The organism is Nonomuraea sp. NPDC003201, assembly GCF_053590415.1.
The window spans coordinates 1-20,848 of the sequence record NZ_JBSFTC010000014.1 but is presented as its reverse complement, the minus strand read 5'-3'; the positions used below and the strand labels follow the sequence as shown (position 1 = coordinate 20,848).

Sequence of the window (20,848 nt, the reverse complement as noted above, 5' to 3'; positions counted from 1 at the left end):
TGCCCCGCATTCGACAATGATCAGTCAGACGGGCTACATTGTTACCGGACAGCATTGTCCGGTTGCGATACTGGCTCCCGACAGGAGAGGACGTTGAGCGCTTTCGACAGCAAGATCTGCCTGGTCACCGGCGCGGGCGATGCGGTCGCCTTCGCCAAGTCCGGCGCTCGCGTCGTGCTCTGTGATGTCAACGAGGAGAGCGCCCATCGCACCGCTGCCGACATCACCACTGTGCTCGCCCTGGGCGAGCGCCTGGCCCAGCCCGGGCAGGTGGCCGACGCCGCCCTCTTTCCGGCCTCCGACGCGGCCTCGTTCATCAACGGCGCGATCGTGCCGGTGGACGGCGGCCTGACGCGAGGCCGAGAAAGAAGCACGAGCTGATCGAGACCTTCCAGCAGGCACCGGAACTGGAGCCGCGGGTGGAATGGGCCGAACTGCGCGAGGGCTGCCCGGTGGCGCACACGCCAAAATGATCGCATGCGACTCGCCAACATCAGCGAGAACGTCGCGATCGGCGAGACCACCCCCGGCCAAGAGCGCAGCCTGCCTGCCGCCAATCACCACGAGAACACCTTTGAGCACGCCGCCGAACTGAGCTCCCCACCTGATCTCCCGAATCGGAAAGGCATCCATGGAACACTCTCCGACGCCGCCTGCCCGCCTCACAGTCGCGGACCTGGGCTTCGACCCGGACGTGCTACGCGCCAGGTACCGCCACGAACGCGACCGCCGGTTGCGGCCCGACGGCAACGCCCAGTACCAGGGCGCCCGTGGCGAGTTCGGCTACTACGCCGCCGACCCGTACACCGAACGCGCCGAGCGGGAGCCGGTCCGCGACAGGGTCGAGGCGCTGGTGGTGGGTGGCGGCTTCGGCGGGCTGCTCACCGGCGCCAGGCTCCGCGAGGCCGGCGTGGACGGCATCCGGATGCTCGACGAGGCCGGCGACTTCGGCGGCACCTGGTACTGGAACCGCTACCCGGGCATCCACTGCGACATCGAATCATCGGTCTACCTGCCGCTGCTCGAAGAGGTCGGCTACCTGCCCACCATGCGGTACGCACCCGGCGAGGAGATCCGCCGGCACGCCGTCGCGATCGCCGAACTCTACGACCTGTACCGCGACACGCTGTTCCACACCCGCGTCACCGAGCTGCGCTGGGACGACGCCGCGGCCGAGTGGCAGGTGCGCACCGACCGCGGCGACGACTTCCGTGCCCGCTACGTCGTCATGTCCTCCGGCACCCTGACCCAGCCGAAGCTGCCCGGCATCCCCGGCATCGAGACGTTCCGCGGGCACACCTTCCACACCAGCCGCTGGGACTACGGCTACACCGGCGGCGACCAGAGCGGCGGCCTGCACCGGCTCGCCGGCAAGCGGGTCGCGGTCGTGGGCACCGGCGCCACCGGGATCCAGGTCATCCCGCACCTGGGGCGCGACTCGCAGCACCTGTACGTCTTCCAGCGCACCCCCTCGTCGGTCGACGTACGCGACAACCGCCCCACCGACCCGGCCTGGGCGGCCTCGCTCAAGCCCGGCTGGCAGCGGGAACGGATGGCGAACTTCCTCACCGTCGTCACCGGCGGGCCCGCCGACCAGGACCTGATCAACGACGGCTGGACCAGCACCGCACGGCTGCAACGCCACCTGATGGCCGGCACCGTCGACACCGACCTGTCACCCGAGCAGCGCGAGTACCTCGACGAGATCGCCGACTTCCAGAAGATGAACCAGATCCGCGCCCGCGTCGACGAGATCGTCGACGACCCGGCCACCGCGGAGCTGCTCAAGCCCTGGTACCGCTACATGTGCAAGCGGCCCACCTTCAGCGACCACTACCTGCAGACGTTCAACCGGCCCAACGTCACCCTGGTGGACACCGCCGACCACGGCGGCATCACCGCGATGACGGAGTCGGCGGTCGTGGTCGGCGAGCACGAGTACGAGGTCGACTGCGTCATCTTCGCCACCGGCTTCGAGGTCGGCGTCTCCGGCATCCTCTCCGGCGCCCTGCCGGTGTACGGCCGCGGCGGCGCGCCCCTGCTCGGCACCTGGCGGCAGGGCCCCCGCACGCTGCACGGCTTCTACGGCCACGGCTTCCCGAACCTGTTCCACCTGGGCCCGCTGCAGAACGCCTCCGCGGTCAACTTCGTGCACATCCTGCACGAGCAGGCCACCCACATCGGCGCCGTGGTCGCCGAGGCCCGCCGGCGTGGCCTCGGTGTGGTCGAGCCGACCAAGGACGCCGAGGACGCGTGGGTCGCCACCATCCGGGAGCTGGCGCCGGACCACAGCCGGTTCCAGGCCGAGTGCACGCCCGGCTACTACAACAACGAGGGCAAGCCCCGCCGGGTCAGCCAGACGTACGGGCCCGGTCCGGTCGCCTTCCACGACCTGCTGCGCCGGTGGCGTGCCGAGGGCGGCATGGACGAGATCCTGGCGGGCGACCGATGAGCCGCCGCACGGCCGAGCCGCTGGTCCGGGCGAGTCCGCTGTGGGGGTCGAACGGCATGGCCTTCGGACCCGACGGGCGCCTGTACGTGGCCCAGTTCCTCGCCGGTCAGATCAGCGCCGTCGACCTGGCCACCGGCGACGTCGAGGTGGTCGTGCCACCGGACGGGCCGCTGCACTCCCCCGACGACCTCGCCTTCGACAGCGACGGCGCGATGTACGTGACCGACCTGGTCCCGGGCCGGGTGTGGCGACGGGGCCCGGCCGGGGACTTCACGCTCGTCACCGGCGAGCTCACCGCGCCCAACGGCATCGCCTGCGTCGGCACCCGGGTGTTCGCCAACGAGATGATCCCGGGTGGACGCCTGCTGGAGCTGTCCCCGGCCGGCGAGGAACCCACGGTGCTCACGGCGGGCCTCGCCATGGGCAACGCGATGCAGCTCGGCCCGGACGGGCAGCTCTACTACCCGCACATGCTCACCGGCGAGGTATATCGCATCCCGCTCGACGGCGGCGAGCCGGAGCTGGTGGCCGCGGACGTCCGGGATCCGGTCGCCGTGCGCTTCGACCGCGCCGGCACCCTGCTGGTCCTCGCCCGCGGGGCGAGCGGGATCGTCACGCGCGTCGACCTGGCCGGCACCGGCGACCGGTCGGAAATCGTCAGCGAGCTCAACGCCCTGGACAACGCCGCCTTCGACGCCGACAACCGGATGTTCGTCTCCAGCTACGCGCATGGCGGCGTCGCCGAGCTCGCGGCCGACGGACGTACCCGCCAGATCGTGCCCCGCGGCCTCGGCGGTCCCTTCGGGGTGACCATCGATCTCGGCGGCGGCGTCCACGTGGCCGACCACTACCGCCTCACCCAGCCCGCCGACCGGCCGGACGAAGACGTCACCACCACCGAGCAGCTGACCTTCGTGCACGGCATCGCCGCCGACGGCGACCTGCTCCACACCACCTCCCAGTACGGGCACGTACGCACCTACGACCGCCGCTCCGGCACGGTACGCACCCGGGCCGACGGCCTGAACCGGCCGCTGGGCATCGCCGTGCGCGCCGACGGCACCCTGCTGGTCGCCGAATCCGGCGCCGGCCGCATCGTCGCCATCGACCACGACGACCAGGTCAGCGTGCTGGCCGAGGGCCTCGGCCGCCCCGTCGACGTGGCCGTGGACGCCGGCCAGCGCTGCTACGTCAGCGACGAGCGGCTCGCCGCGGTGTACCGCGTCGAGCACGGCGTACCCGTACTGCTGGCCGACGGGCTCGGCACCCCGCAGGGCATCACCGTCCACGACGGCACCATGTACGTCGTCGAGACCGCCCACCGCCGCCTGCTCGCCGTCGACCTCGCCACCGGCGACGTGGAGGTCGAAGCCGACTCGCTTCCGGTCGCGTCCGCGGCCGGCCTGACCGGCCCGGAACCCGGCCTGTTCATCCCGCCCGGCCTGCCCGGAATGCCGCGGCCGTTCGCCGGGATCGCGGCCACGGCGGACGGCTCCCTGGTCATCGCGGCGAACGGCGACGGCAGCGTCCTGCTCCTGCACCCCGAAGAAGCCGCACCTGGCCGGAGTGACCACTGTGGCCGCGACGCCTGAACGCGGCTCAGATCAGCTTCAGCGCGCTGCGGACATCGCTGAGCGCTGCCGCAGGCTCTCCAGGGTGAGAACCGATCCAGCCGGCAGCTCCCCGCTGACGATGTCCGAACCCAGCGCGTCGAGGACCGCCGGGCGGCCGGCGCGAGCAGGACGACGGCCGTCGGCGAGGAGGCGAAGATGCCGAAGCCGCCGTCGGAGAGCACCAGCGACCCGCGGAAGTTGGTCTCGAAGATCGGGCCGAGGATGAAGGCGGGGACGATCGGCGCCGGCGGGACCCCGCGCCATGGCCGAGCGGATCCACGGGACGGTACGGGACCTACGCGCGGTGGAGGACGTCGCCCACCGCGGCCAGCGTCAGCGTCTTGTAGCCGACCGAGTCGAACAGCACGGTGATCCGGTCATGTTCGCGGCTCATGACCGTCCCCGCCCCCCACATCGTGTGCGTCACCCTCGCCTGCACGGGTAGCTCCCCGCCGTCCGAGGCGGGCGCCGGTTCGGGTGCCGGGCCGTTCTCGCAGGTGTCGCAGGTGCCGCAGGTCCCGGCGTACGGCTCGCCGAAGTAGTGGAGCAGGAATCGGCGGCGGCAGCCCCTGGTCTCCGCGTAGCCGCGCATCATGTCGATCCGCGAGTCGTCCACCCGTCGTCGCGCCTCGTCCAGCTCCGACGCCCGCGCGGCGGCCTGCTCCGGCGTCAGCGTGCGGGAGGCGTACCGCAGGTCGCCGGTGTGGGTCACGGTCAGCGCGCCCGCGTGTTCCAGCAGGTTGACGAGCCTGGCGAGGTTGGACGTGCTCACCTTGAGCAGCGCGGCCAGTTCGCCCGCGGGCACCGTTCCGGCGTGCTCGCGAACCAGGGTCGCCACGCGCAGCAGTGCCTCGGCGTCGGCCCGCCCGCCGGTGAAGAACCGGCGCAGGCCCAGATCCTCCTGCCGGTAGAACAGCACCGCCGAGGCCGGAGCGCCGTCCCGTCCCGCCCTGCCGATCTCCTGGTAGTACGCCTCCGGCGACTCCGGCGGCTCGGCGTGCAGCACGTAGCGCACGTCGGGCCGGTCGATGCCCATGCCGAACGCCGACGTCGCCACGACGGTGTCCACCTCGCCCCTGGTGAACAGCTCGTGCACGCGGGTGCGTTCGGTGGCCCGCATGCCGCCGTGGTACGGCTCGGCCCGGCGTCCCTTGCGGGTCAGCGCGTCCGCGTACTGCTCGGTCTCCTTGCGGGTGGCGACGTACACCAGGCCGAGACCGTCGAGGGAGGCGGCATGCTCGACCAGCGCCCGCTTCTTGTCCTGGGCGGAGACGAAGCGGCGGACCTCCAGCGAGATGTTCGGGCGGTCGAACCCCCTGATGATCTCCACCGGGTCGGCCAGCCCCAGCGAGCGGATGATCTCCACACGGACGTTCGGGGCGGCGGTGGCGGTCATCGCCACCACCGGCGGATGCCCCAGGCGCTCGATGACCTTCCCGAGCCGCAGGTAGTCGGGCCGGAAGTCGTGGCCCCAGGACGAGACGCAATGGGCCTCGTCGATGACGATCAGCGAGGGCCCGGCCTGTGCGAGGCGTTCGACGACGTCGGCCTTGGCGAGCTGCTCCGGGGACAGGAACACGAACGCCGCGTCCCCGGCCGTCACCTTCTCCAGCCCGGCCGATACGGAGGAGGTCGAGTTCACCGCCACGGCGCCGCCCGCGTCGGCCTTGAGCAGGTTGGTCACCTGGTCGCGCTGGAGCGCGATGAGCGGCGAGACGACGATCGCGGGGCCGTCGAGCAGCAGCGTGGGCACCTGGTAGACCGCTGACTTGCCGCCGCCTGTCGGCATGACGAGCAGCACGTCGCGGCCCTTGAGTAAGTGCTCCATCGCCTCCTGCTGGCCCGGGCGCAGCTCTCTCCAGCCGAAGCGCCGCAAGGCCGTGGCCCGCAGCTTCCGCCCCTGCCGCCCGAACCGGCCCTTCAACCTTGTCCACAAGCCCATGCAACCCAACCCTCCACTCGGTGGCGGTCATTACCCGCACCGGCGGGCCGCATGCCTGCGACCGATCGGGCCGCAGCTTACGGCAACTCGCCCGCCAGGCCGGGCACGCCCCACATCGAACGGCACACCGGCGTCAGCCCTTGACCGCGCCGGCGCTCAACCCCTGGATGAGGAAGCGCTGGACGTACGCGAAGAGCACGACGACGGGCGCGACGGCGATCAGGCCCCCGGCGGCGAGCGCGCCGAAGTCGGTGCCGAACTCCCCCAGCAGGTAGCTCAGCCCGACGGGCACGGTGAACCGGTCCTGCGAGCTGATGAACATGATGGCGAACAGGAAGTTGTTCCACGCGCTGATGAACGCGAAGGACCCGACGGCGACGATCCCGGGCTTCAGCAGCGGCAGGACCACCGCGCAGAACGCCTGGATCCGGCCGCACCCGTCCACCTGAGCCGCCTCCTCCAGGGAGACCGGCACATTTCTGATGAAGCCCGCCATGAGGACGAGGGAGAGCGGCAGGTGGAAGACGGTGTCGGCGATGATCAGGCTCCACAGGCTGTTCGTCAGATAGAGCCCGTTGAAGATCTGGAAGAGCGGGATGAGCATCATGGCGCCCGGGATGAACTGCGTGCACAGCATGATGACCAGGAAGACGTTCTTGCCGCGGAAGGTGAGGCGGGCGAGCGCGTACCCGCCGAGCATGCCGATCACCGTCGACACGAGGAGGCTGGCGACCGCGACGACGATGCTGTTGCGGAAGTAGACGCCGAAGCCCGAGCCCTCCCAGACCCTGCGGAAGTTCTCCAGGGTGATGGGCCACGGCACGAGGGCCGTGGAACCCGGCGGCCGGAAGGCGAACAGCACCATCCAGTACAACGGGACGAGCGTGAAAAGCAGGAACAACGTCAGCGGCAACCACAGCATCAGGCGGCCGCCGACCGAGCGCCGCCGCTTGCGGGCCGCGTGGGCGCCGGTCGCGTGCCCCTCGGTCGCTGGTGTCGCCGGGGCCTGCCCGACGTCGTCGCGGGTGGCGAGGCTCACTTGCCCTCCTTGGAATCGCCGGAGCTGATGCGCAGGTAGACCAGGGACGCGAAGGTCAGCAGCAGGAACGCCGTGACGGTGAGCGCGGAGCCGTAGCCGAAGTCCTGGTCGTGGATGGCGGTCTGGGCCACGTAGAGCGGCAGCGTGGTCGTCGAACCCGCCGGGCCGCCGGCGGTCATCGTGTACAGCAGGTCGACGTTGTTGAACTCCCACACCGCCCGCAGCAGCGTGGCGATGATCACGGCCCTGCGGATGTGCGGCCAGGTCACCGCCGAGAACCGGCGCAGCGGCCCGGCGCCGTCGACGTTCGCGGCCTCGTACAGCTCCAGCGGCACCGACTGCAGGTCGGCGAGGATGAGGATGGCGAAGAACGGGATGCCCTTCCACAGCTCGGCGATGACCAGGGCCCAGAAGGTCGTGCCGGGATCCGACAGCAGGGAGGTCCCGTACTCGCCGATGCCCATGGACGCCAGGTAGTGCCCGATCCCGGTGGTGGGGTTGTAGAGCAGGATCCAGATCGTCGTGGTGAGGATGCCCGACACCGCCCATGGGCTGAAGGCCAGGGCGCGGGCCAGCCCGCGGCCCACGAAGGTGCGGTTCAGCACCAGCGCCAGCGCCAGGCCGAGCACGAACTGCAGCCCCACCTCCACGAACACCCACTGGGCGGTGAAGCGCAGGCTCCGCCAGAACCGCTCGTCGGCCAGCAGTGCCCGGTAGTTGTCCAGGCCGGCGAACCCGTCGTCGAGGGGCCGGGTGAGGTTGTGGTGGCGCAGGCTCTCCCAGAAGACGCTGAGCACGGGATAGAGCAGGAAGACCAGCACCAGCACGACGGCCGGCGCGATCAGCAGGTACGCGTGCCCGGCCCGGGACCCGGCCGGGCGGTGCACCGGTTCGGCGGTCGTGGAGCTCATCCGTGCTCCTTGTCGTACTTGCGCTTGGCCGTGGTCAGGGACGTGGCCGCGGCGGTGAGGAAGTCACGGGGCGTCAGGCTGCCCTGCAGCACCTTCTGCCACTCCGGAAGCAGGTCGGTGACGGTGATGGAGGTGAATTCCGGCAGGTAGTAGGGCTGTTCCAGGGTCACGACGCCGGGCTTCGCGGCGGCGTCCAGCGCGGCCTTCATGGCGGCGTTCTCGGTCACCCACTTCTCTTTCGCGACCGTCTTGTTGCCCGGGAGGTATCCGGACTTCTGGGCCCAGAAGCTGTTGCCCTCGGGCTCCATCGTGTAGGCGAGGAACTTCCAGGCCTCCTCCTGGTGCTCGCTCTCCTGGAACATCGCGAACCCGGTCGTCATCCAGCCGGTCAGCACCTGGCCGTCCGGCCCGGGGAAGGGCGCGACGGCGCCGACCTTCTCGGCTCCCAGGGCGGCGACGTGGTTGGGGTAGGAGCCGATGCTGTGGCTCAACATGGCCGCGCCGCCGTTGCCGAACTGGGCCACCATGGTCTTGAAGTCGGCGGTCAGGTCGCTGCGCGCGGTCTGCTTGCCGAACAGGGCCACGTACTTCTCGCAGGCGGCGATGACCGCGGGGTCGTCCAGTGTGGAGGACCCGTCCTCGCGGAAGAACGTGCTCACGCCCGCGCGTGGATAGACCATCTGCACGAACTGGCTGAAGAAGCCGTTGCCGCCGCGCAGCGTGTAGCCGAAGCGGCCGGAGGAGGCGTTGGTGAGGCGGCTCGCGGCCGCGTCGAAGTCCGCCCAGGTGGCCGGCGGCTTCAGCCCGGCCTCCTGGAACCAGTCGGCGCGATAGTAGATCACGTCGGCGAGGCTGGTGGTGGGCGTCAGGTAGAGCTTGCCGTCGGGGGCGGCGGCCCGGGAGGACTTGAGCATCTGCTCGGAGACGTGCTGTTCGAGGCCGGCCTTCTTCAGGCGTTCGTCCAGGGGGGCCAGCGCGTTCTGGGCCACCAGGGCCGCGAGGTCGGACGCCTTCGGGGTGAGCAGGTCGGGTGTGGAGCGCGTGGCGATCGCGGTGTTGATCTTCTGCATGTACTGGTCGGTGGGCAGGCCCAGGTAGTTGATGCGGATGCCGGGGTTCTTGGCCTCGAACATCGAGATCAGCTTCTTGAGGTTGGCCGTGCGCTCCGGGCGGGTGTCGGTGTCCCACAACTGCAGCGTGACGGTGCCGCCGCTGCCGCCGCCTGAGCCGCCGCAGGCGCTCACCGCGGACGCCAGACCCATGGCGACGCCGGCCTGTGCCGCCGTCCGGATGAAGCTGCGCCGGGACAGGGCGTACCGGCCGAGGACCTCGGCCGGGTGGTGCTGACGGGTCATGGGTCTTTCCTCTCGTTCACCAAGAACTGCGCTCCGCTGTGCGGTTGCCATACGGTACATGAGATATGAGATTTAGGGTATGGTCGGTTCTATACAATGGGCCATGTGCCCTCCGATCCCACCCCGGCGGCCAGACGGAGCGCCGGTTATGGTGATCGACGACAAGTGAAGGAGCGCGGGTGAGTGAGACAGCGTTGGGCGCGATCAAAGCGTCTTCCAGGACGGCCCTCGTCCTCGAAGCGCTGCGGCGCGGCATTCTGAGCGGCGAGCTGCCGGCCGGGCGTGCCCTCGTGGAGGTGGAGCTCGCCAGCCGTTTCGGTGTCTCCAAGACTCCGGTGCGCGAGGCGCTGAAGACGCTCAGCGGCGCCGGTCTGGTCACCATCAGCGAATACACGGGGGTGACGGTCCGCAAGGTCGACGAGCGCCTCACCCGGAGCGTGTTCGACGCCCGGTGCCTGATCGAGCCGGCCGCGGTGCGGCGAAGCGTCGAGGCCGGGCTGCGCGACGGCGGCCGGCTCGCCCGCGAGGCCCTGCGCAAGTCGGACGAGGCCACGGACGAGGTGACCCGCAGCCTCGCCAATCGCGACTTCCACCGCGCCCTCTACGCCGACTGCGACAACGAGGTGCTGGTCGGCGTGCTCGACCAGCTGCGCGACCAGACGGCCCTCATCTCCGTCAACGTCTGGTCCCAGCGTCCCTCCTGGGAGGACGAGGCGCAGGAGCACCGGCAGATTCTCGAGGCGGCACTGAACGGGCAGGCCGACGAGGCGGCCCGGCTCGTGTTGCAGCACATCAGCGTGTTCCAGGAGCGGGCGCTCCAGCAGATCAAGGAGGCCGGCCGTGAGGTTCGGTGAGCTCTCGCGGGCCCTGCGCGACGTCGTCGCCATCCCGGTCACGCCCTACGCCGACGGCGTCCCCGACCTCGCGCTGTACCGTTCGCTGCTGCGCCGCCTGGTCGACGCGGGCGTCAACGTGCTCACCCCGAACGGCAACACCGGCGAGTTCTACGCCCTGAGCGCCGAGGAGCGGCTTCAGCTGATCACGGCCGCCGCGGAGGCCGTACGGGGAGAGGCGCACCTCATGGCCGGGATCGGCCTCGACGTCGCCACCGCCGTCGAGGAGGCCCGCCACGCGGCGGCGCACGGCATCCGGATGGTCATGGTGCACCAGCCCGTGCACCCGCACGTGTCGGCCCAGGGCTGGCTCGACTACCACAGGGAGATCGCCGAAGCGGTGCCGGACCTGGCCCTGGTCCTCTACCTGCGCAACGCCTGGGTCGACGGCCGGCTGCTGACGCGGCTGGGCGACCTGTGCCCCAACGTGATCGCCCTGAAGTACGCCGTCGCGGACGTGAACCGTTTCGCGCAGCTACGCGCGGAGACGGGCCCCGACCGGTTCGTCTGGATCGCCGGGCTGGCCGAACCGTACGCGCTGTCCTACGCCGTCCACGGGGCCGAGGGCTTCACCTCCGGGCTGGTGAACGTCAACCCCGCCTTCTCGCTCCGGCTCAGGGACGCCCTGCGCGAGGAGCGCTATCCGGCGGCGCAGCGGATGCTCCACGACATCGCGCGGTTCGAGCACCTGCGCGCGGTCGACGGCGGAGCCAACAACGTCAGCGTCGTCAAGGAGGCGATGCACCAGCTCGGCCTGTGCGACCGCGCGGTCCGGGCGCCGAGCACCGTCCTCGGCGAACCCGAACGGCAGGAGGTCGCGCGGATCCTCACCGAGTGGGCGAAGGCCGACGACCTCGGGCCCCTGCCCGTGGCGGCGTCATGAGGATCAGCGGCCTCCGCTCGTTCGTGCAGCGCGTCGGCGATCGTCCCCGGGTGCTGGTGCGCGTCGACACCGACGAGGGCCTCAGCGGCTGGGGCGAGGCCTACAACCACGGTCCCGACCTGGCGCTCGGCCCTCTGCTCGACTACCTCGGCGGCCAGATCAGGGGTACGGACCCGCGGCGCGTGGAATACGTGTCCCAGCTCCTCCTCCGCACCGCCAGGTTCCCGCAGGGGGCGCTCGGGCTGGCGGCGATCGCCGCCATCGACCACGCGCTGTGGGACATCACCGGCAAGGCGCTCGGCGTGCCCGTCTACCAGGTGCTCGGTGGCGCCGTACGGGATCGGGTACGCGTCTACTGCGGGCTCTACTCCGCGCCCGACCCCGACGAGTGTCGCCGCCAGACCACCGAGCTGCACCGGCAACACGGATTCACCGCCTTCAAGCTGAGCCCGTTCCGTACGGACCTGCACGCCAGACGCTGGGGCCTCGTCGTCGCCGAGACGGCGGAATGGGCTCAGGAGGTCAGGCGGTGCTGCCCGGAGGAGTTCGACTTCGCCTTCGACGCGCACGCCAAGATCTTCGAGCCCTACCAGGCGGTTCAGCTCGGCAACGCCCTGGCGCCGATGGACCCGCTCTTCCTGGAGGAGCCGATCCGCCCGGAGCACTTCGCCTCCTGGGGCCACCTGCGCCAGCAGTTGGGGGTGCCCCTGGCCACCGGGGAGAGCCTGTACTCTCCCCACGAGTTCCTGAACCTGCTCACCCACGGGGGCGCCGACCTCGTCCAGCCGGACATCTGCGTGGTGGGCGGCATGTCCCAGATGCGGCGCATCGCGACCCTCGCCGAGACCTTCAACACCATGGTGGCGCCCCACAACCCGATGGGGCCCCTGGCCACCGCGCACAACGTGCACTTCGCCGCGGCCTGCAGCAACTTCTCGATCCTGGAGTACAAGCCGGAGACGACGAGGTGGTGCCCGGACCCGTACGTGCCGGTCGACGGTCACCTGGAGCTGCGGCCCGACCGGCCCGGCTGGGGGATCACCATCGACGAGGACGCCCTGGCGGAGGACGACTACGTGCACTGGGAACGCCGGGTTCCCATCCGGCCGGACGGGTCCCTCGCGTTCTGCTGACACGGCGGGGCCGGGAGTCGGCCCGAGACGCGGCTCAGGCAAGATCGGTTCTTATGTCCCTCCGTCTGCACCTGGCCGGAGTGACCGCAGCGGCCATCGTCGATCACGCCCTTCTCCCCCTGACCGCCCCACGCCGCCGGCCTCGTGCCACCGGCAGTGCGCGGGGCGTGAGGGAAGGACTCATCCCGGCCGGCGACGGGGGCTGCACTTCCAGAATTGGGTCAACTATCGCACTCCGTGCGGATCGTCATGGACGCCGTGGGTACGGATCGAAGGTGATGATCGACGAGCGGGAAGGCGTGGACGTCACGCCCGCAGTGGACTGGCTGTTGCATCCCGTGCCCCGGGACGAGTACCTGCGGGACTTCTGGAAGAAGCGGCATTTCCTGCTTCGTCGGAATGCGCCGGATCACTACGGCGACCTGTTCTCGCTAGCCCGCTTCGACGAGCTCCTTTCCGGCTCCGACCTTGACGCGGGCTCGGTGCGCGTGGTCCGGGCCGGACGCGCCGACGCGGCGGGCGATGCCGGAGGGAGCCGGCGGCTGGAGGATCTCTACGACCGTTACCGTCGCGGCTCGACGATGATCATGCCCTCGGTTCACGAGCGATGGCCTCCGCTGCGGGACCTGTGCCGGCGTCTTGCGTACGAGTTCAGCGCGAGATGCCGGATCAACGCCTATCTCACGCCGCCGATGGCGCAGGGGTTCGGCGTACACCGTGATTCCCACGATGTGTTCGTGCTGCAGGTTGCCGGCGTCAAGCGTTGGAAGGTGTACGAGGCCGGACCTGAGCCGGAGCGGACCGGCCCTTGTGAGGAGTTCGAGCTGCGGCAAGGTGATCTTCTCTATCTGCCTCGCGGCATCCCGCACGAGGCCGCGTCGACGCATTCGGCGTCCCTGCACCTGAGCCTCGGCGTCTTTCCCATCACCTGGGCGGACGTGCTGCTGGCCGGGTACGAGGCGGCCGTGGACGGCGACGCCGCCTTCCGCGATTCGCTGCCTTTCGGCTTCGCCCGCACAGCCGGGGCTCGTGACGAGACGAGGGAGCGCATGCAGGAGCTGACCGCCCGGTTGTGGCGGGCCGTCACGCCGGATGCGCTGGTCGACGACGCGGTCGACCTGGCGCTCCTCACGGAAGGAGACCGGCTGAACGGGCATCTCCTCGATCTCGTGTCATTGGCCGCCCTCGATCACAACACCGTCGTCCGGCGCCGGCCCGACCTGCGGTGGGAGATCCGGAGGGACGCGGGGACCATGGTCGTCGCGTTTCACGGCAAGCGGCTGAGCATCCCGTCCCGCCACGAGGAAGCCTTCCTCCGCATGGCGACCGGCGAACCCTTCACGACGGGCGGGCTGAAAGGGGAGGCCCGCCACGAGATCAAGCTCTCCCTGGTACGCCGTCTGCTGGAGGAGGGCTTTCTGACCCTTTCGCCGCCACCGTGACCGGCTCTTCCGGCTTGCGGAAGATGCAGCGCACCACGTGCCAGTGTTTTGGCTCGTCCCTGGCGTCGATGCCGTCGTATCGCTCCTCGCGCAGGACGACCGGCTCCAGCCGCTGGAACACCACCCGGGCCGCCGCGCCGCGCAAGAAGGTCCTCCCCTGCCTCCGCCCCGCCCAGGCGTCCTCGGGGCCGAAGAACGTGCAGCACAGGACGCCGCCCGGGACGAGGCCGCCGGTCATCGCCTCCGCGAGCCGGGCGACGTCGGCCCTGGGCAGAAAGGGCAGGACATGGATCGCGACCATGAAGGAGTAGGCCCCGGCCGCGATGTCCACCTCGCGGATGTCGGCGTGGACGACCTTGAGTCGCGGGTGCCGCCGCGTGGCCGCCAGCGAGACGGTGCACGGGTCGGTGTCCACGGCGTCGACCGAGAAGCCGGCCGCCAGCAGGAAACAGGTGTCGTTGAGCGGGCCCGCGCCGATGTCCAGGGCACGGCCCCGTACGTCGCCGAGGACGCCGAGCCCCTCGACGACGAGAGAGTTGGGCCCTCGCCCAGCCCGGAGGGAGGCGTAGGTCACCCTGTCCGCTAGCCGCTCACCTTGAGGACCATCTGCTCGGCCAGCACTTCGACGAGAGCGATCCGTTCTTCGCCGGTCAGGCCGCCGGGGAGCTCCCTGACGTAGAAGGCGCCGGTGCGGGCGATGAACGCCAGAGCGTCGGCGGCGATCGGGTTGGCGCTCATCAGCGGTCTGCCCGAGGGGTCGAGCAGTTCGACCTGGTTCCCGCCGCGACGCGTCGTCAGCTTCCCCGCATGCTCGTTCACCACCCGCCGGTGCAGGGTGACATTGCGGTGGTCGTACCAGACGTCGGGAAGGGGCGACCCGAAGATCTCCGCGTAGCGATCGCGGAACATGGCGAAGGAGGCGACCGGGCGCTCCCCCTCGCTCGCGCCGGGCACCCCGGGGTCGTTGCCTGGGCTGTGGTGGATGTAACGGCCGAAGTAGTCGCGGCAGAACTTCGTGTACAAGCCGGTGAAGAGGATGAAGTGGTGCCAGGCGTCGTCGACCCGCATCGAGTGCATCCGCCAGAACTTCGACTCGTCGACCTGAGTGAGCACCAGATACTTCTTCGCCTCGGCGAACAGTTCCTCCGCCGCCTCCTCCGTGTCCGCGATCTGCTCGTTCATGAGCCGTTCGATGAGGAAGGGGGCCTGGTAGTCCAGCGCGGCGAGTGGGCTTTCGGTGATCATGGCAGTTCCCTCACTCCTGCGGTGGTTTCACCCGGCAGCTGGAGATACACACGCTGCTGCAGTCCCTGCAGGTCGCACAGGGGCTGTGGCAGTCGGAACGCTGGGTCTTGACCCGCATGTGGAGCCGGCCCGTCCGTATATCCCGCATGTCCTCCGACGTCACCGCGTCCTCGGCCGTGTCGGCCTGTCGGACGACGACGGGGGCGCTCCGTCGCACCCAGACGACCTTCGCGCCGAAGAGCATGACACTCTGGGGCACGTTCTCGACATGAAGGATGTCCCCTTTGGGGATCTCGATGGCGGATCCCAGGTTCTCCAGGCTCGGATACAGCGCGATGGATCCGTCGTGCTCCGAAGGGCCCACGTATCCCCAGAGCGTCATCGTGTCCGGGTTTCCCTCCCGGAGCAGCTTGACCAGGAGAGGGTGCTCTTCAAGCGAATCAGCGTCGATGCTCATACCGGTGCTCCCCTTTCTCCCGAAGAGTGACATCATGCGCCTTTGCCGACAGCGTGGCGCGCCGCCGCTTTACCGAATCCGGTGCCGACGCAGCCGAGCCCGGCCGGTCCTTCACCGGCTATCGATACTCCGTGATCGCGGCGGTCAGGGTGGGGCCAGGCGGCGCACCATCACGCCGACGAACTCGTCGCCTCGCACGAAACCGAAGTCCCGGGAGTCCCAGCCGGCGCCCGGATTGTCGCCCAGCACGACCAGCGCATGCCGGGGCACGACGGTCTCGGGTGCGTCGCGAAACGCCGGAAAGCCCTGTCTCGGTACGGGGTCTCCGGGAACCGCGACCGCCCGTTTCACGAGCGACCGCCAACCGGGATGATCCGGCTTCTCCGGCAACTCGTCCTCGCCACCCGGTTCGAGACAGCAGCAGGTCCCCGGAGCGCAGGGCGGGTTCCATGCTCGGCCCGTCGACGGTGGCGACCAGGTGGCGTCGGCGGATCCACCACAGCGAGGCTCCCAGCGCCAGCACGCCGCCTGCCAAAAGGATCATCAGATCCCTGCCATCGCGGACAAGGGCCCTGGCCAGCGCGAGACGCTGCCACTGCCCGCCCGAAAGCACCACCCCCGTTTCCGGATCGCTCTTGACCGCCTCGGAGAAGAACGTGCGCGTGAGCAGCGTGTCGTAGCCGCGCGGCAGCCCCGAGAGCGTGTCGTGCACCCCTGCGCGGACGGCCGCCTCTCCGATTCGGGCCGGCTCGTCCAGGGCGGACAGGTCGCCGAGCCCGATGTTCTCGGATGCATGTCGAAGATCATGTGGTCCTGGAACACGGCGCCGATCCGCTCGCGGAGCGCGGGAGGCGGGATGTCCCGCAGATCCACGCCGTCCCACAGGATCTGGCCGCGGGTCGGATCGTACATCCTGCACAGAAGCTTGATGAGGGTGCTCTCGCCTTCACAGCCGAGGTGCCCAGGATGGCGATCGAACCCGTGACCGAGGAGCCGGCGTGATCAGGCCAGGGCGATCAAATCGGCGTAGCCGTCGTTCCACAGGTCTTCGACCCCGTCGGGCAGCAGCAGCACCCGGTCCGGCCGAAGTGCTGCGACGGCCTCCTGGTCGTGCGTGACCATCACCACGGCGCCCCGGTACGCGGCCACTGCCGCCAGCACTTCGGCCTTGGAGGCCGGGTCGAGGTTGTTGGTCGGCTCGTCCAGCAGCAGCACGTTGGCCTGGGAGCTGACCAGCCCGGCCAGCGCCAGCCGGGTCTTCTCCCCGCCCGACAGCACCCGGACGGGCTTGTCCACGTCGTCGCCGCCGAACAAGAACGACCCCAGCACCGTCCGAACCTCGCCGTCGCTCAGGTGCGGGGCTGCGCCGGCCAGGTGCCGCCCGACCGTGTGCGCCGGGTCGAGCGTGTCGTGCTCCTGGGCGAAGTAGCCCAGCCGCAGCCCGTGGCCGTGCACGACCCGTCCCGAGTCGGGCCGCTCGTACCCGGCCAGCAGCCTGAGCAGCGTGGTCTTGCCCGCGCCGTTGAGTCCCAGGACCACGAGCCGGCTGCCCCGGTCGACGGCCAGGTCCACCCCCGCCAGCACCGGCCGCCCGCCGTACGACTTGGCCAGACTGATCGCGCCGAGCGGCGTGCGGCCGCTGGGCGCGGGCTCGGGCAGCCGGATGCGGGCGACCTTCTCGGCGACGCGGGGCGGGGGAGTCTCGGCGAGCATGCGTTCCGCGCGCCGGGCCATGTCCCTGGCCCGGGTCGCGGTGGCCACGTTGGAGCGCATGCGGCCGGCCTGGGCATGAAGCGCTGCGGCCTTGCGCTCGGCGGTGAACCGCAGGCGCGTCCTGCGACGGTCGTCGGCCTCGCGGTCGGCGAGGTAAGCGTGCCAGCCGGTGTTGCGCGCCTCCAGTGCGCCGTGCTCGACGTGCCAGACGCGGTTGACCACGTCGGCCAGCAGCCCGGTGTCATGGGTGATGAGAACCAGGCCTCCGGAATGGCCTGCCAGGAAAGCGCGCAGCCAGGCTGTGGAGTCGCCGTCGAGATGGTTCGTCGGCTCGTCGAGCAGCAGGACGCCGGGCTCGGCGAACAGCACCCGGGCCAGCTCCACGCGGCGGCGCTGCCCGCCTGACAGGTCGCCCACCGGCTGGTTCAGCACCCGGTCGGGCAGGCCGAGCCCGGCGGCGACGCGGGCGGCCTCGCCCTCAGCCGCATACCCGCCGCGGGCCTGGAACTCGGCCTCAACCCGGACGTAGCGGGCCATGGCCCGCTCGTCGCCGTGCTCGGCCAGGGCGGACCCGGCGGCCCGCAGGTCGCGGACCGCCTGGTCGAGGCCGCGGACGGACAGGACGCGGTCGAGGACGGTGACGGCCGGGTCGGCGGCGGCCGGGTCCTGCGGCAGATAGCCGGCGGGGCCGGTGCGGACGATCTCGCCGGCCGCAGGCGGGAGCACTCCGGCGAGGGTCTTCATGAGGGTCGTTTTGCCGGCGCCGTTACGGCCGACCAGGCCGACGCGGTCGCCGGGGGCGACGTGGGCGGTGACGCCGGACAGCAGGAGGTGGGCGCCCGCACGTACGTCGACGCCACGTAGGGTGATCATGGTACTGCACTCCGGATTTGCTAGAGGACACACGGGTGGCGTGGAAGCGCGTGTCCTGGCTAGGAAATTCGGGGCGTAGACATGAGGCCGAGTGTAGGGACAGGCCGTGATGGTCCGCCATCCATTTACCGACCGGCTCTGGCCGGCAGCGTTGCCGCGACTGGTCCACCGCCACCGGTGGCTCCGCGGTGGACCCTGGCTGCCGTTCTTCACCCCAACGATCCGTGGACGGATCCCGTACGCGCGATGCGCCTGTCTGAGCGCCTGACCTTCCGCCACGGCGCCGGGCCTGTCGTCCGAGTGCGTCCGGGTGCGTCCGACCTCCTGTTGGACAGCGAGAGCGTCGGTGTTCACTGACGGTGACGCGGCGATCCGCCGCACGGACGAAGGGACCTGTCATGATCGACAACGATCGCACCGAGCCGTACGAGCCCCCTCAGATGCTCGAGATCGGCGAGTTCGGCCGGCTGACCCGCGGCTACGGCATGCTCAACATGGACTGGGCCTACTACTACGCGGGGTAGTGAGGCCACCGTGCCCATCGAGTCCCACGGAGTCCGGTACGGGTCCGGACAGTCCGCACATCCCAGGAGAAAGGCACCAGTCATGGTCGGCACCGAGCCGTACGAACCCCCGCAGATGCTCGACATCGGCGAGTTCGGAGAACTGACCCGCGGCATAGCCGGGCCGCTGATGGACCTGGCCTACTACTACCAGTGAGATGAGGAGTCCGGTGCGCAAGCTGAGCGGCGAGGAGTTCGCGGTGCTGTCCGACAGCGCCGCCGGCGAAGCCCTCGCTGAGGCGCTGCACGGCGCGGTGGTGCTGAGCTACGCGTCCGGCCGTCCCTGTCTGCTGGCCGCCTCGCCCGGGGAGATCGTCCACGCGGAGGCGGGCCACGCGCGGCTGGCGGTGATCGGCACATGCCCGGTCACCGCCGGTCGGCTCCGGCGGATGGCGGCGCGACTGGGATGCCTGGCGGACGCCGACGCGGTGGCCGCGGCGCTGCCCGGCAGCTTCCATCTGGTCGCCGTCGTGGGCGGGCAGGTTCGGGTGCAGGGCACCGCTTCGGGCATGCGGCGGGTGTACTACGCGCGGGCCGGCGGGGCGGTCGTCGCGTCCGGCCGGGCGGCGCTGCCGGCCGCGCTGACGCGGGCGGCGGTGAACGAGCAGGCTCTGGCGATGCGGTTGCTGATGGCGGTTCCACCGGCGCTGGCCGAGCCGCTGTGGGAAGGGGTCGCCATGGTGCCGCCCGGTGAGGCGGCGCACATCGACGCGGACGGGGTGCGGCTGCGCGCCTGGTGGCGGGCGCCGGAGCCGGAACTAGCGCTGGAGGAGGGTGCTCCCGTGGTGAGGACGGCCCTTGAGGAGGCCGTGGCCGCCCGGATCGGCGAGGGCGCGGTGGTGGCCAGCGATCTGTCCGGCGGTCTGGATTCCACGCCGGTCAGCTTCCTGGCCGCCGCGGCGGCCAGGGAGCGGTCGGCGAAGCTGATCACGTTTCTGCTGGCCATCGACGATCCCGAGCATGACGACCCGGAGTGGGCGACCCGGGCGCGGGCGCACCTCCCGGGCGAGCACGGAGTGGCCCGGCCCGGTGAGGTGCCCAAGTGGTTCGCCGGGGCGGCCGAGGCCGTTCCCGGGCTGGACGAGCCGACGCGGTGGCTGCGCGCGCTGGCCCGCGAGCTGGCGAGTTCGGCGCTGCTGGCCGGGCGAGGCGCGGCCGTGCGCCTGACCGGGCACGGCGGCGACGAGGTCACCCTGCTGCCCGACTGCTACCTGCACGACCTGGCCCGTCGCCACCCGGCGGCGCTCTGGCCCCACCTGCGCGAGCGGCGGTCCAGGGCCCGATGGCCGCTGTGGGCGTGCGCCCGCGCGCTGGCCGACCGGCGCCCCTATGCCGCCTGGCTGGCGGATCAGGCGCAGACGCTCAGCGCGCCGCTGTCCCGCTTCCGGCCGGACTTCGGATGGGAGCAACCGCTACGCCTGCCTGACTGGACGACCGAGGCTGCGACGGACGCCGTTCGCCGGCGGCTCGTCACGTGCTCGGCCGAGCCGTACTCCCCCCTGCGCGCCCAGCACCAGAGCCTGTCGAACGTCCGTACCATCGCCGCCTCCGTCGACGGCGTGCGGGTCCTGACCGGCCGCGTGGGCGCCCCTGTGCACGCCCCCTATCTGGACGACCACGTCGTCGCCGCCTGCCTGGCCGTGCGGCTGGACCAGCGGGCGGTGCCGGGCGTCTACAAGCCGCTCACCCGGGCCGCGATGCGCCCCGTCATGCCGGCCGAATGTTTGGAACGTACCACCAAAGGCGAGTTTTCGGCCGACATCTCCCAGGGGCTGCGCCGCCACCGCGACCAGATCCTGACCCTGCTCGACGGTTCGCTGCTGGTGGAGCGCGGCCTGGCCGACGCCGCCGCCCTGCGCCGGGCCTGCGTCCGCACCCCGGCCGAGGGCGGGCCGGGCGTGATGGCACTCGACGTCTTCATCGCCGCCGAGAACTGGCTACGAGCCCTTCTCGCCTATCCCACCCAGGAGGAGTCGTGTGCGTGAGGCTTCGCCCCGGCGTCACTCTCACCCCGATCGACGAGGTTGCCGTGCTCCTGGACGAGCGCACCGGCCGCTACCGCCAGCTCAACGCCACCGCCGCGCTCATCCTGCGCAGCCTGCTGGCGGGACACGGTCCGGACGAGGCCGCCCGCGACCTCGTCCGGACCCATCCGGCCGCGACGCCCACCGCCGAGGCGGACGTCGCCGCGCTCGTCGCGCAGTTGCGCGCCGCGAACCTGATCGTCGAGACCGTCGACCGGGAGCAGCCGCGATGAGCGTGCCCATGGTGCCCGCCGACCGGCCCGCCCTGCCCTGGCGCCGCCGCCCGCCGGTGCTGGCCGCCGTGGCCGCC

The 20,848-nt window shown here is 70.9% G+C and carries 22 protein-coding genes; 12 read left to right on the top strand and 10 right to left on the bottom strand.

Features of this window, described 5'->3' with window-relative positions; all coding sequences use genetic code 11:
* Positions 1–93 precede the first annotated feature (93 nt).
* The 3 genes from ACWDX9_RS08580 to ACWDX9_RS08570 all read left to right on the top strand — a co-directional run bounded on the left by ACWDX9_RS08580 (position 94) and on the right by ACWDX9_RS08570 (position 4,044).
* Positions 94–381: an SDR family oxidoreductase gene (locus tag ACWDX9_RS08580; protein ID WP_449950647.1), complete on the top strand. Its 288-nt coding sequence runs from the start codon at positions 94–96 to the stop codon at positions 379–381.
* Between the two features lie 250 nt (positions 382–631).
* The gene (locus tag ACWDX9_RS08575) at positions 632–2,452 is read left to right on the top strand and encodes a flavin-containing monooxygenase (protein WP_449950644.1); all 1,821 of its coding nucleotides are present in this window, start codon (positions 632–634) and stop codon (positions 2,450–2,452) included.
* Complete coding sequence (locus tag ACWDX9_RS08570; RefSeq protein ID WP_449950641.1) at positions 2,449–4,044, top strand: SMP-30/gluconolactonase/LRE family protein; 1,596 nt, start codon at positions 2,449–2,451, stop codon at positions 4,042–4,044. Before ACWDX9_RS08575 ends, ACWDX9_RS08570 begins: the two co-directional genes overlap by 4 nt.
* Before the next feature lie 316 nt (positions 4,045–4,360).
* On the opposite strand, the gene ACWDX9_RS08565 is transcribed toward ACWDX9_RS08570, so the two are convergent.
* The 4 genes from ACWDX9_RS08565 to ACWDX9_RS08550 form a co-directional block, all read right to left on the bottom strand.
* Positions 4,361–6,007, bottom strand: a complete 1,647-nt coding sequence (locus tag ACWDX9_RS08565) for a RecQ family ATP-dependent DNA helicase (protein ID WP_449950638.1) — start codon at positions 6,005–6,007, stop codon at positions 4,361–4,363.
* Positions 6,008–6,140: 133 nt separating this feature from the next.
* Positions 6,141–7,046: a carbohydrate ABC transporter permease gene (locus ACWDX9_RS08560; protein ID WP_449950635.1), complete on the bottom strand. Its 906-nt coding sequence runs from the start codon at positions 7,044–7,046 to the stop codon at positions 6,141–6,143.
* On the bottom strand, positions 7,043–7,957 hold the full coding sequence (locus ACWDX9_RS08555) for a carbohydrate ABC transporter permease (protein ID WP_364266876.1): 915 nt from the start codon (positions 7,955–7,957) through the stop codon (positions 7,043–7,045). Before ACWDX9_RS08555 ends, ACWDX9_RS08560 begins: the two co-directional genes overlap by 4 nt.
* Positions 7,954–9,312, bottom strand: coding sequence for an ABC transporter substrate-binding protein (locus ACWDX9_RS08550; protein ID WP_449950632.1), 1,359 nt, complete (start codon positions 9,310–9,312; stop codon positions 7,954–7,956). The genes ACWDX9_RS08555 and ACWDX9_RS08550 overlap by 4 nt, the downstream gene beginning before the upstream one ends.
* 179 nt (positions 9,313–9,491) lie before the next feature.
* On the opposite strand from ACWDX9_RS08550, the gene ACWDX9_RS08545 reads away from it, so the two are divergent.
* The 4 genes from ACWDX9_RS08545 to ACWDX9_RS08530 all read left to right on the top strand — a co-directional run bounded on the left by ACWDX9_RS08545 (position 9,492) and on the right by ACWDX9_RS08530 (position 13,663).
* Positions 9,492–10,166 (top strand): GntR family transcriptional regulator, encoded by a 675-nt coding sequence (locus ACWDX9_RS08545; RefSeq protein ID WP_357748999.1) that lies wholly within the window; start codon positions 9,492–9,494, stop codon positions 10,164–10,166.
* Positions 10,153–11,088: a dihydrodipicolinate synthase family protein gene (locus ACWDX9_RS08540; protein WP_449950630.1), complete on the top strand. Its 936-nt coding sequence runs from the start codon at positions 10,153–10,155 to the stop codon at positions 11,086–11,088. The genes ACWDX9_RS08545 and ACWDX9_RS08540 overlap by 14 nt, the downstream gene beginning before the upstream one ends.
* Positions 11,085–12,221, top strand: a complete 1,137-nt coding sequence (locus ACWDX9_RS08535; RefSeq protein ID WP_449950628.1) for a mandelate racemase/muconate lactonizing enzyme family protein — start codon at positions 11,085–11,087, stop codon at positions 12,219–12,221. Before ACWDX9_RS08540 ends, ACWDX9_RS08535 begins: the two co-directional genes overlap by 4 nt.
* A gap of 278 nt (positions 12,222–12,499) precedes the next feature.
* Complete coding sequence (locus ACWDX9_RS08530) at positions 12,500–13,663, top strand: cupin domain-containing protein (protein WP_449950844.1); 1,164 nt, start codon at positions 12,500–12,502, stop codon at positions 13,661–13,663.
* Here ACWDX9_RS08530 and ACWDX9_RS08525 read toward each other — a convergent pair.
* The 5 genes from ACWDX9_RS08525 to ACWDX9_RS08505 all read right to left on the bottom strand — a co-directional run bounded on the left by ACWDX9_RS08525 (position 13,599) and on the right by ACWDX9_RS08505 (position 16,250).
* Positions 13,599–14,237, bottom strand: coding sequence for a class I SAM-dependent methyltransferase (locus ACWDX9_RS08525; RefSeq protein WP_449950625.1), 639 nt, complete (start codon positions 14,235–14,237; stop codon positions 13,599–13,601). The two genes, ACWDX9_RS08530 and ACWDX9_RS08525, sit on opposite strands and share 65 nt — an antisense overlap.
* A gap of 8 nt (positions 14,238–14,245) precedes the next feature.
* Positions 14,246–14,908 (bottom strand): hypothetical protein, encoded by a 663-nt coding sequence (locus tag ACWDX9_RS08520; RefSeq protein WP_449950622.1) that lies wholly within the window; start codon positions 14,906–14,908, stop codon positions 14,246–14,248.
* Positions 14,909–14,918: 10 nt separating this feature from the next.
* Complete coding sequence (locus tag ACWDX9_RS08515; RefSeq protein ID WP_449950619.1) at positions 14,919–15,365, bottom strand: hypothetical protein; 447 nt, start codon at positions 15,363–15,365, stop codon at positions 14,919–14,921.
* 144 nt (positions 15,366–15,509) lie between these two features.
* Positions 15,510–15,635, bottom strand: a complete 126-nt coding sequence (locus ACWDX9_RS08510; RefSeq protein WP_449950616.1) for a hypothetical protein — start codon at positions 15,633–15,635, stop codon at positions 15,510–15,512.
* Between the two features lie 273 nt (positions 15,636–15,908).
* A complete protein-coding gene (locus ACWDX9_RS08505) occupies positions 15,909–16,250 on the bottom strand; it encodes a hypothetical protein (RefSeq protein ID WP_449950841.1) in 342 nt (113 codons plus the stop codon).
* On the opposite strand from ACWDX9_RS08505, the gene ACWDX9_RS08500 reads away from it, so the two are divergent.
* A complete protein-coding gene (locus ACWDX9_RS08500) occupies positions 16,155–16,367 on the top strand; it encodes a hypothetical protein (protein ID WP_449950847.1) in 213 nt (70 codons plus the stop codon). The genes ACWDX9_RS08505 and ACWDX9_RS08500 overlap by 96 nt on opposite strands.
* Here the strand turns inward: ACWDX9_RS08500 and ACWDX9_RS08495 are convergent, their stop codons facing one another.
* Positions 16,368–17,951 carry an ABC-F family ATP-binding cassette domain-containing protein gene (locus ACWDX9_RS08495; RefSeq protein WP_449950613.1) on the bottom strand — a complete coding sequence of 528 codons (1,584 nt, stop codon included), beginning with the start codon at positions 17,949–17,951 and terminating at the stop codon, positions 16,368–16,370.
* Between the two features lie 398 nt (positions 17,952–18,349).
* Here ACWDX9_RS08495 and ACWDX9_RS08490 point away from each other — a divergent pair, with 398 nt between their 5' ends.
* The 4 genes from ACWDX9_RS08490 to ACWDX9_RS08475 all read left to right on the top strand — a co-directional run bounded on the left by ACWDX9_RS08490 (position 18,350) and on the right by ACWDX9_RS08475 (position 20,771).
* Complete coding sequence (locus ACWDX9_RS08490) at positions 18,350–18,475, top strand: lasso RiPP family leader peptide-containing protein (RefSeq protein WP_449950610.1); 126 nt, start codon at positions 18,350–18,352, stop codon at positions 18,473–18,475.
* 82 nt (positions 18,476–18,557) lie between these two features.
* Positions 18,558–18,671 (top strand): lasso RiPP family leader peptide-containing protein, encoded by a 114-nt coding sequence (locus tag ACWDX9_RS08485; RefSeq protein ID WP_449950607.1) that lies wholly within the window; start codon positions 18,558–18,560, stop codon positions 18,669–18,671.
* 1 nt (position 18,672) lies between these two features.
* Positions 18,673–20,499: an asparagine synthase-related protein gene (locus ACWDX9_RS08480; RefSeq protein WP_449950604.1), complete on the top strand. Its 1,827-nt coding sequence runs from the start codon at positions 18,673–18,675 to the stop codon at positions 20,497–20,499.
* Positions 20,496–20,771: a lasso peptide biosynthesis PqqD family chaperone gene (locus tag ACWDX9_RS08475; protein ID WP_449950601.1), complete on the top strand. Its 276-nt coding sequence runs from the start codon at positions 20,496–20,498 to the stop codon at positions 20,769–20,771. The genes ACWDX9_RS08480 and ACWDX9_RS08475 overlap by 4 nt, the downstream gene beginning before the upstream one ends.
* Positions 20,772–20,848: the final 77 nt, after the last annotated feature.

Excerpts from the sequence above, each read along its gene's own strand:
- ACWDX9_RS08530 (WP_449950844.1), top strand. The coding sequence starts at position 12,500 with ATGATCGACGAGCGGGAAGGCGTGGACGTCACGCCCGCAGTGGACTGG.
- ACWDX9_RS08480 (WP_449950604.1), top strand. The coding sequence starts at position 18,673 with ATGAGGAGTCCGGTGCGCAAGCTGAGCGGCGAGGAGTTCGCGGTGCTG.
- ACWDX9_RS08565 (WP_449950638.1), bottom strand. The coding sequence starts at position 6,007 with ATGGGCTTGTGGACAAGGTTGAAGGGCCGGTTCGGGCGGCAGGGGCGG.
- ACWDX9_RS08495 (WP_449950613.1), bottom strand. The coding sequence starts at position 17,951 with ATGATCACCCTACGTGGCGTCGACGTACGTGCGGGCGCCCACCTCCTG.
- ACWDX9_RS08515 (WP_449950619.1), bottom strand. The coding sequence starts at position 15,365 with ATGAGCATCGACGCTGATTCGCTTGAAGAGCACCCTCTCCTGGTCAAG.
- ACWDX9_RS08550 (WP_449950632.1), bottom strand. The coding sequence starts at position 9,312 with ATGACCCGTCAGCACCACCCGGCCGAGGTCCTCGGCCGGTACGCCCTG.
- ACWDX9_RS08535 (WP_449950628.1), top strand. The coding sequence starts at position 11,085 with ATGAGGATCAGCGGCCTCCGCTCGTTCGTGCAGCGCGTCGGCGATCGT.
- ACWDX9_RS08570 (WP_449950641.1), top strand. The coding sequence starts at position 2,449 with ATGAGCCGCCGCACGGCCGAGCCGCTGGTCCGGGCGAGTCCGCTGTGG.
- ACWDX9_RS08555 (WP_364266876.1), bottom strand. The coding sequence starts at position 7,957 with ATGAGCTCCACGACCGCCGAACCGGTGCACCGCCCGGCCGGGTCCCGG.
- ACWDX9_RS08485 (WP_449950607.1), top strand. The coding sequence starts at position 18,558 with ATGGTCGGCACCGAGCCGTACGAACCCCCGCAGATGCTCGACATCGGC.
- ACWDX9_RS08575 (WP_449950644.1), top strand. The coding sequence starts at position 632 with ATGGAACACTCTCCGACGCCGCCTGCCCGCCTCACAGTCGCGGACCTG.
- ACWDX9_RS08520 (WP_449950622.1), bottom strand. The coding sequence starts at position 14,908 with ATGATCACCGAAAGCCCACTCGCCGCGCTGGACTACCAGGCCCCCTTC.
- ACWDX9_RS08500 (WP_449950847.1), top strand. The coding sequence starts at position 16,155 with ATGCATGTCGAAGATCATGTGGTCCTGGAACACGGCGCCGATCCGCTC.
- ACWDX9_RS08490 (WP_449950610.1), top strand. The coding sequence starts at position 18,350 with ATGATCGACAACGATCGCACCGAGCCGTACGAGCCCCCTCAGATGCTC.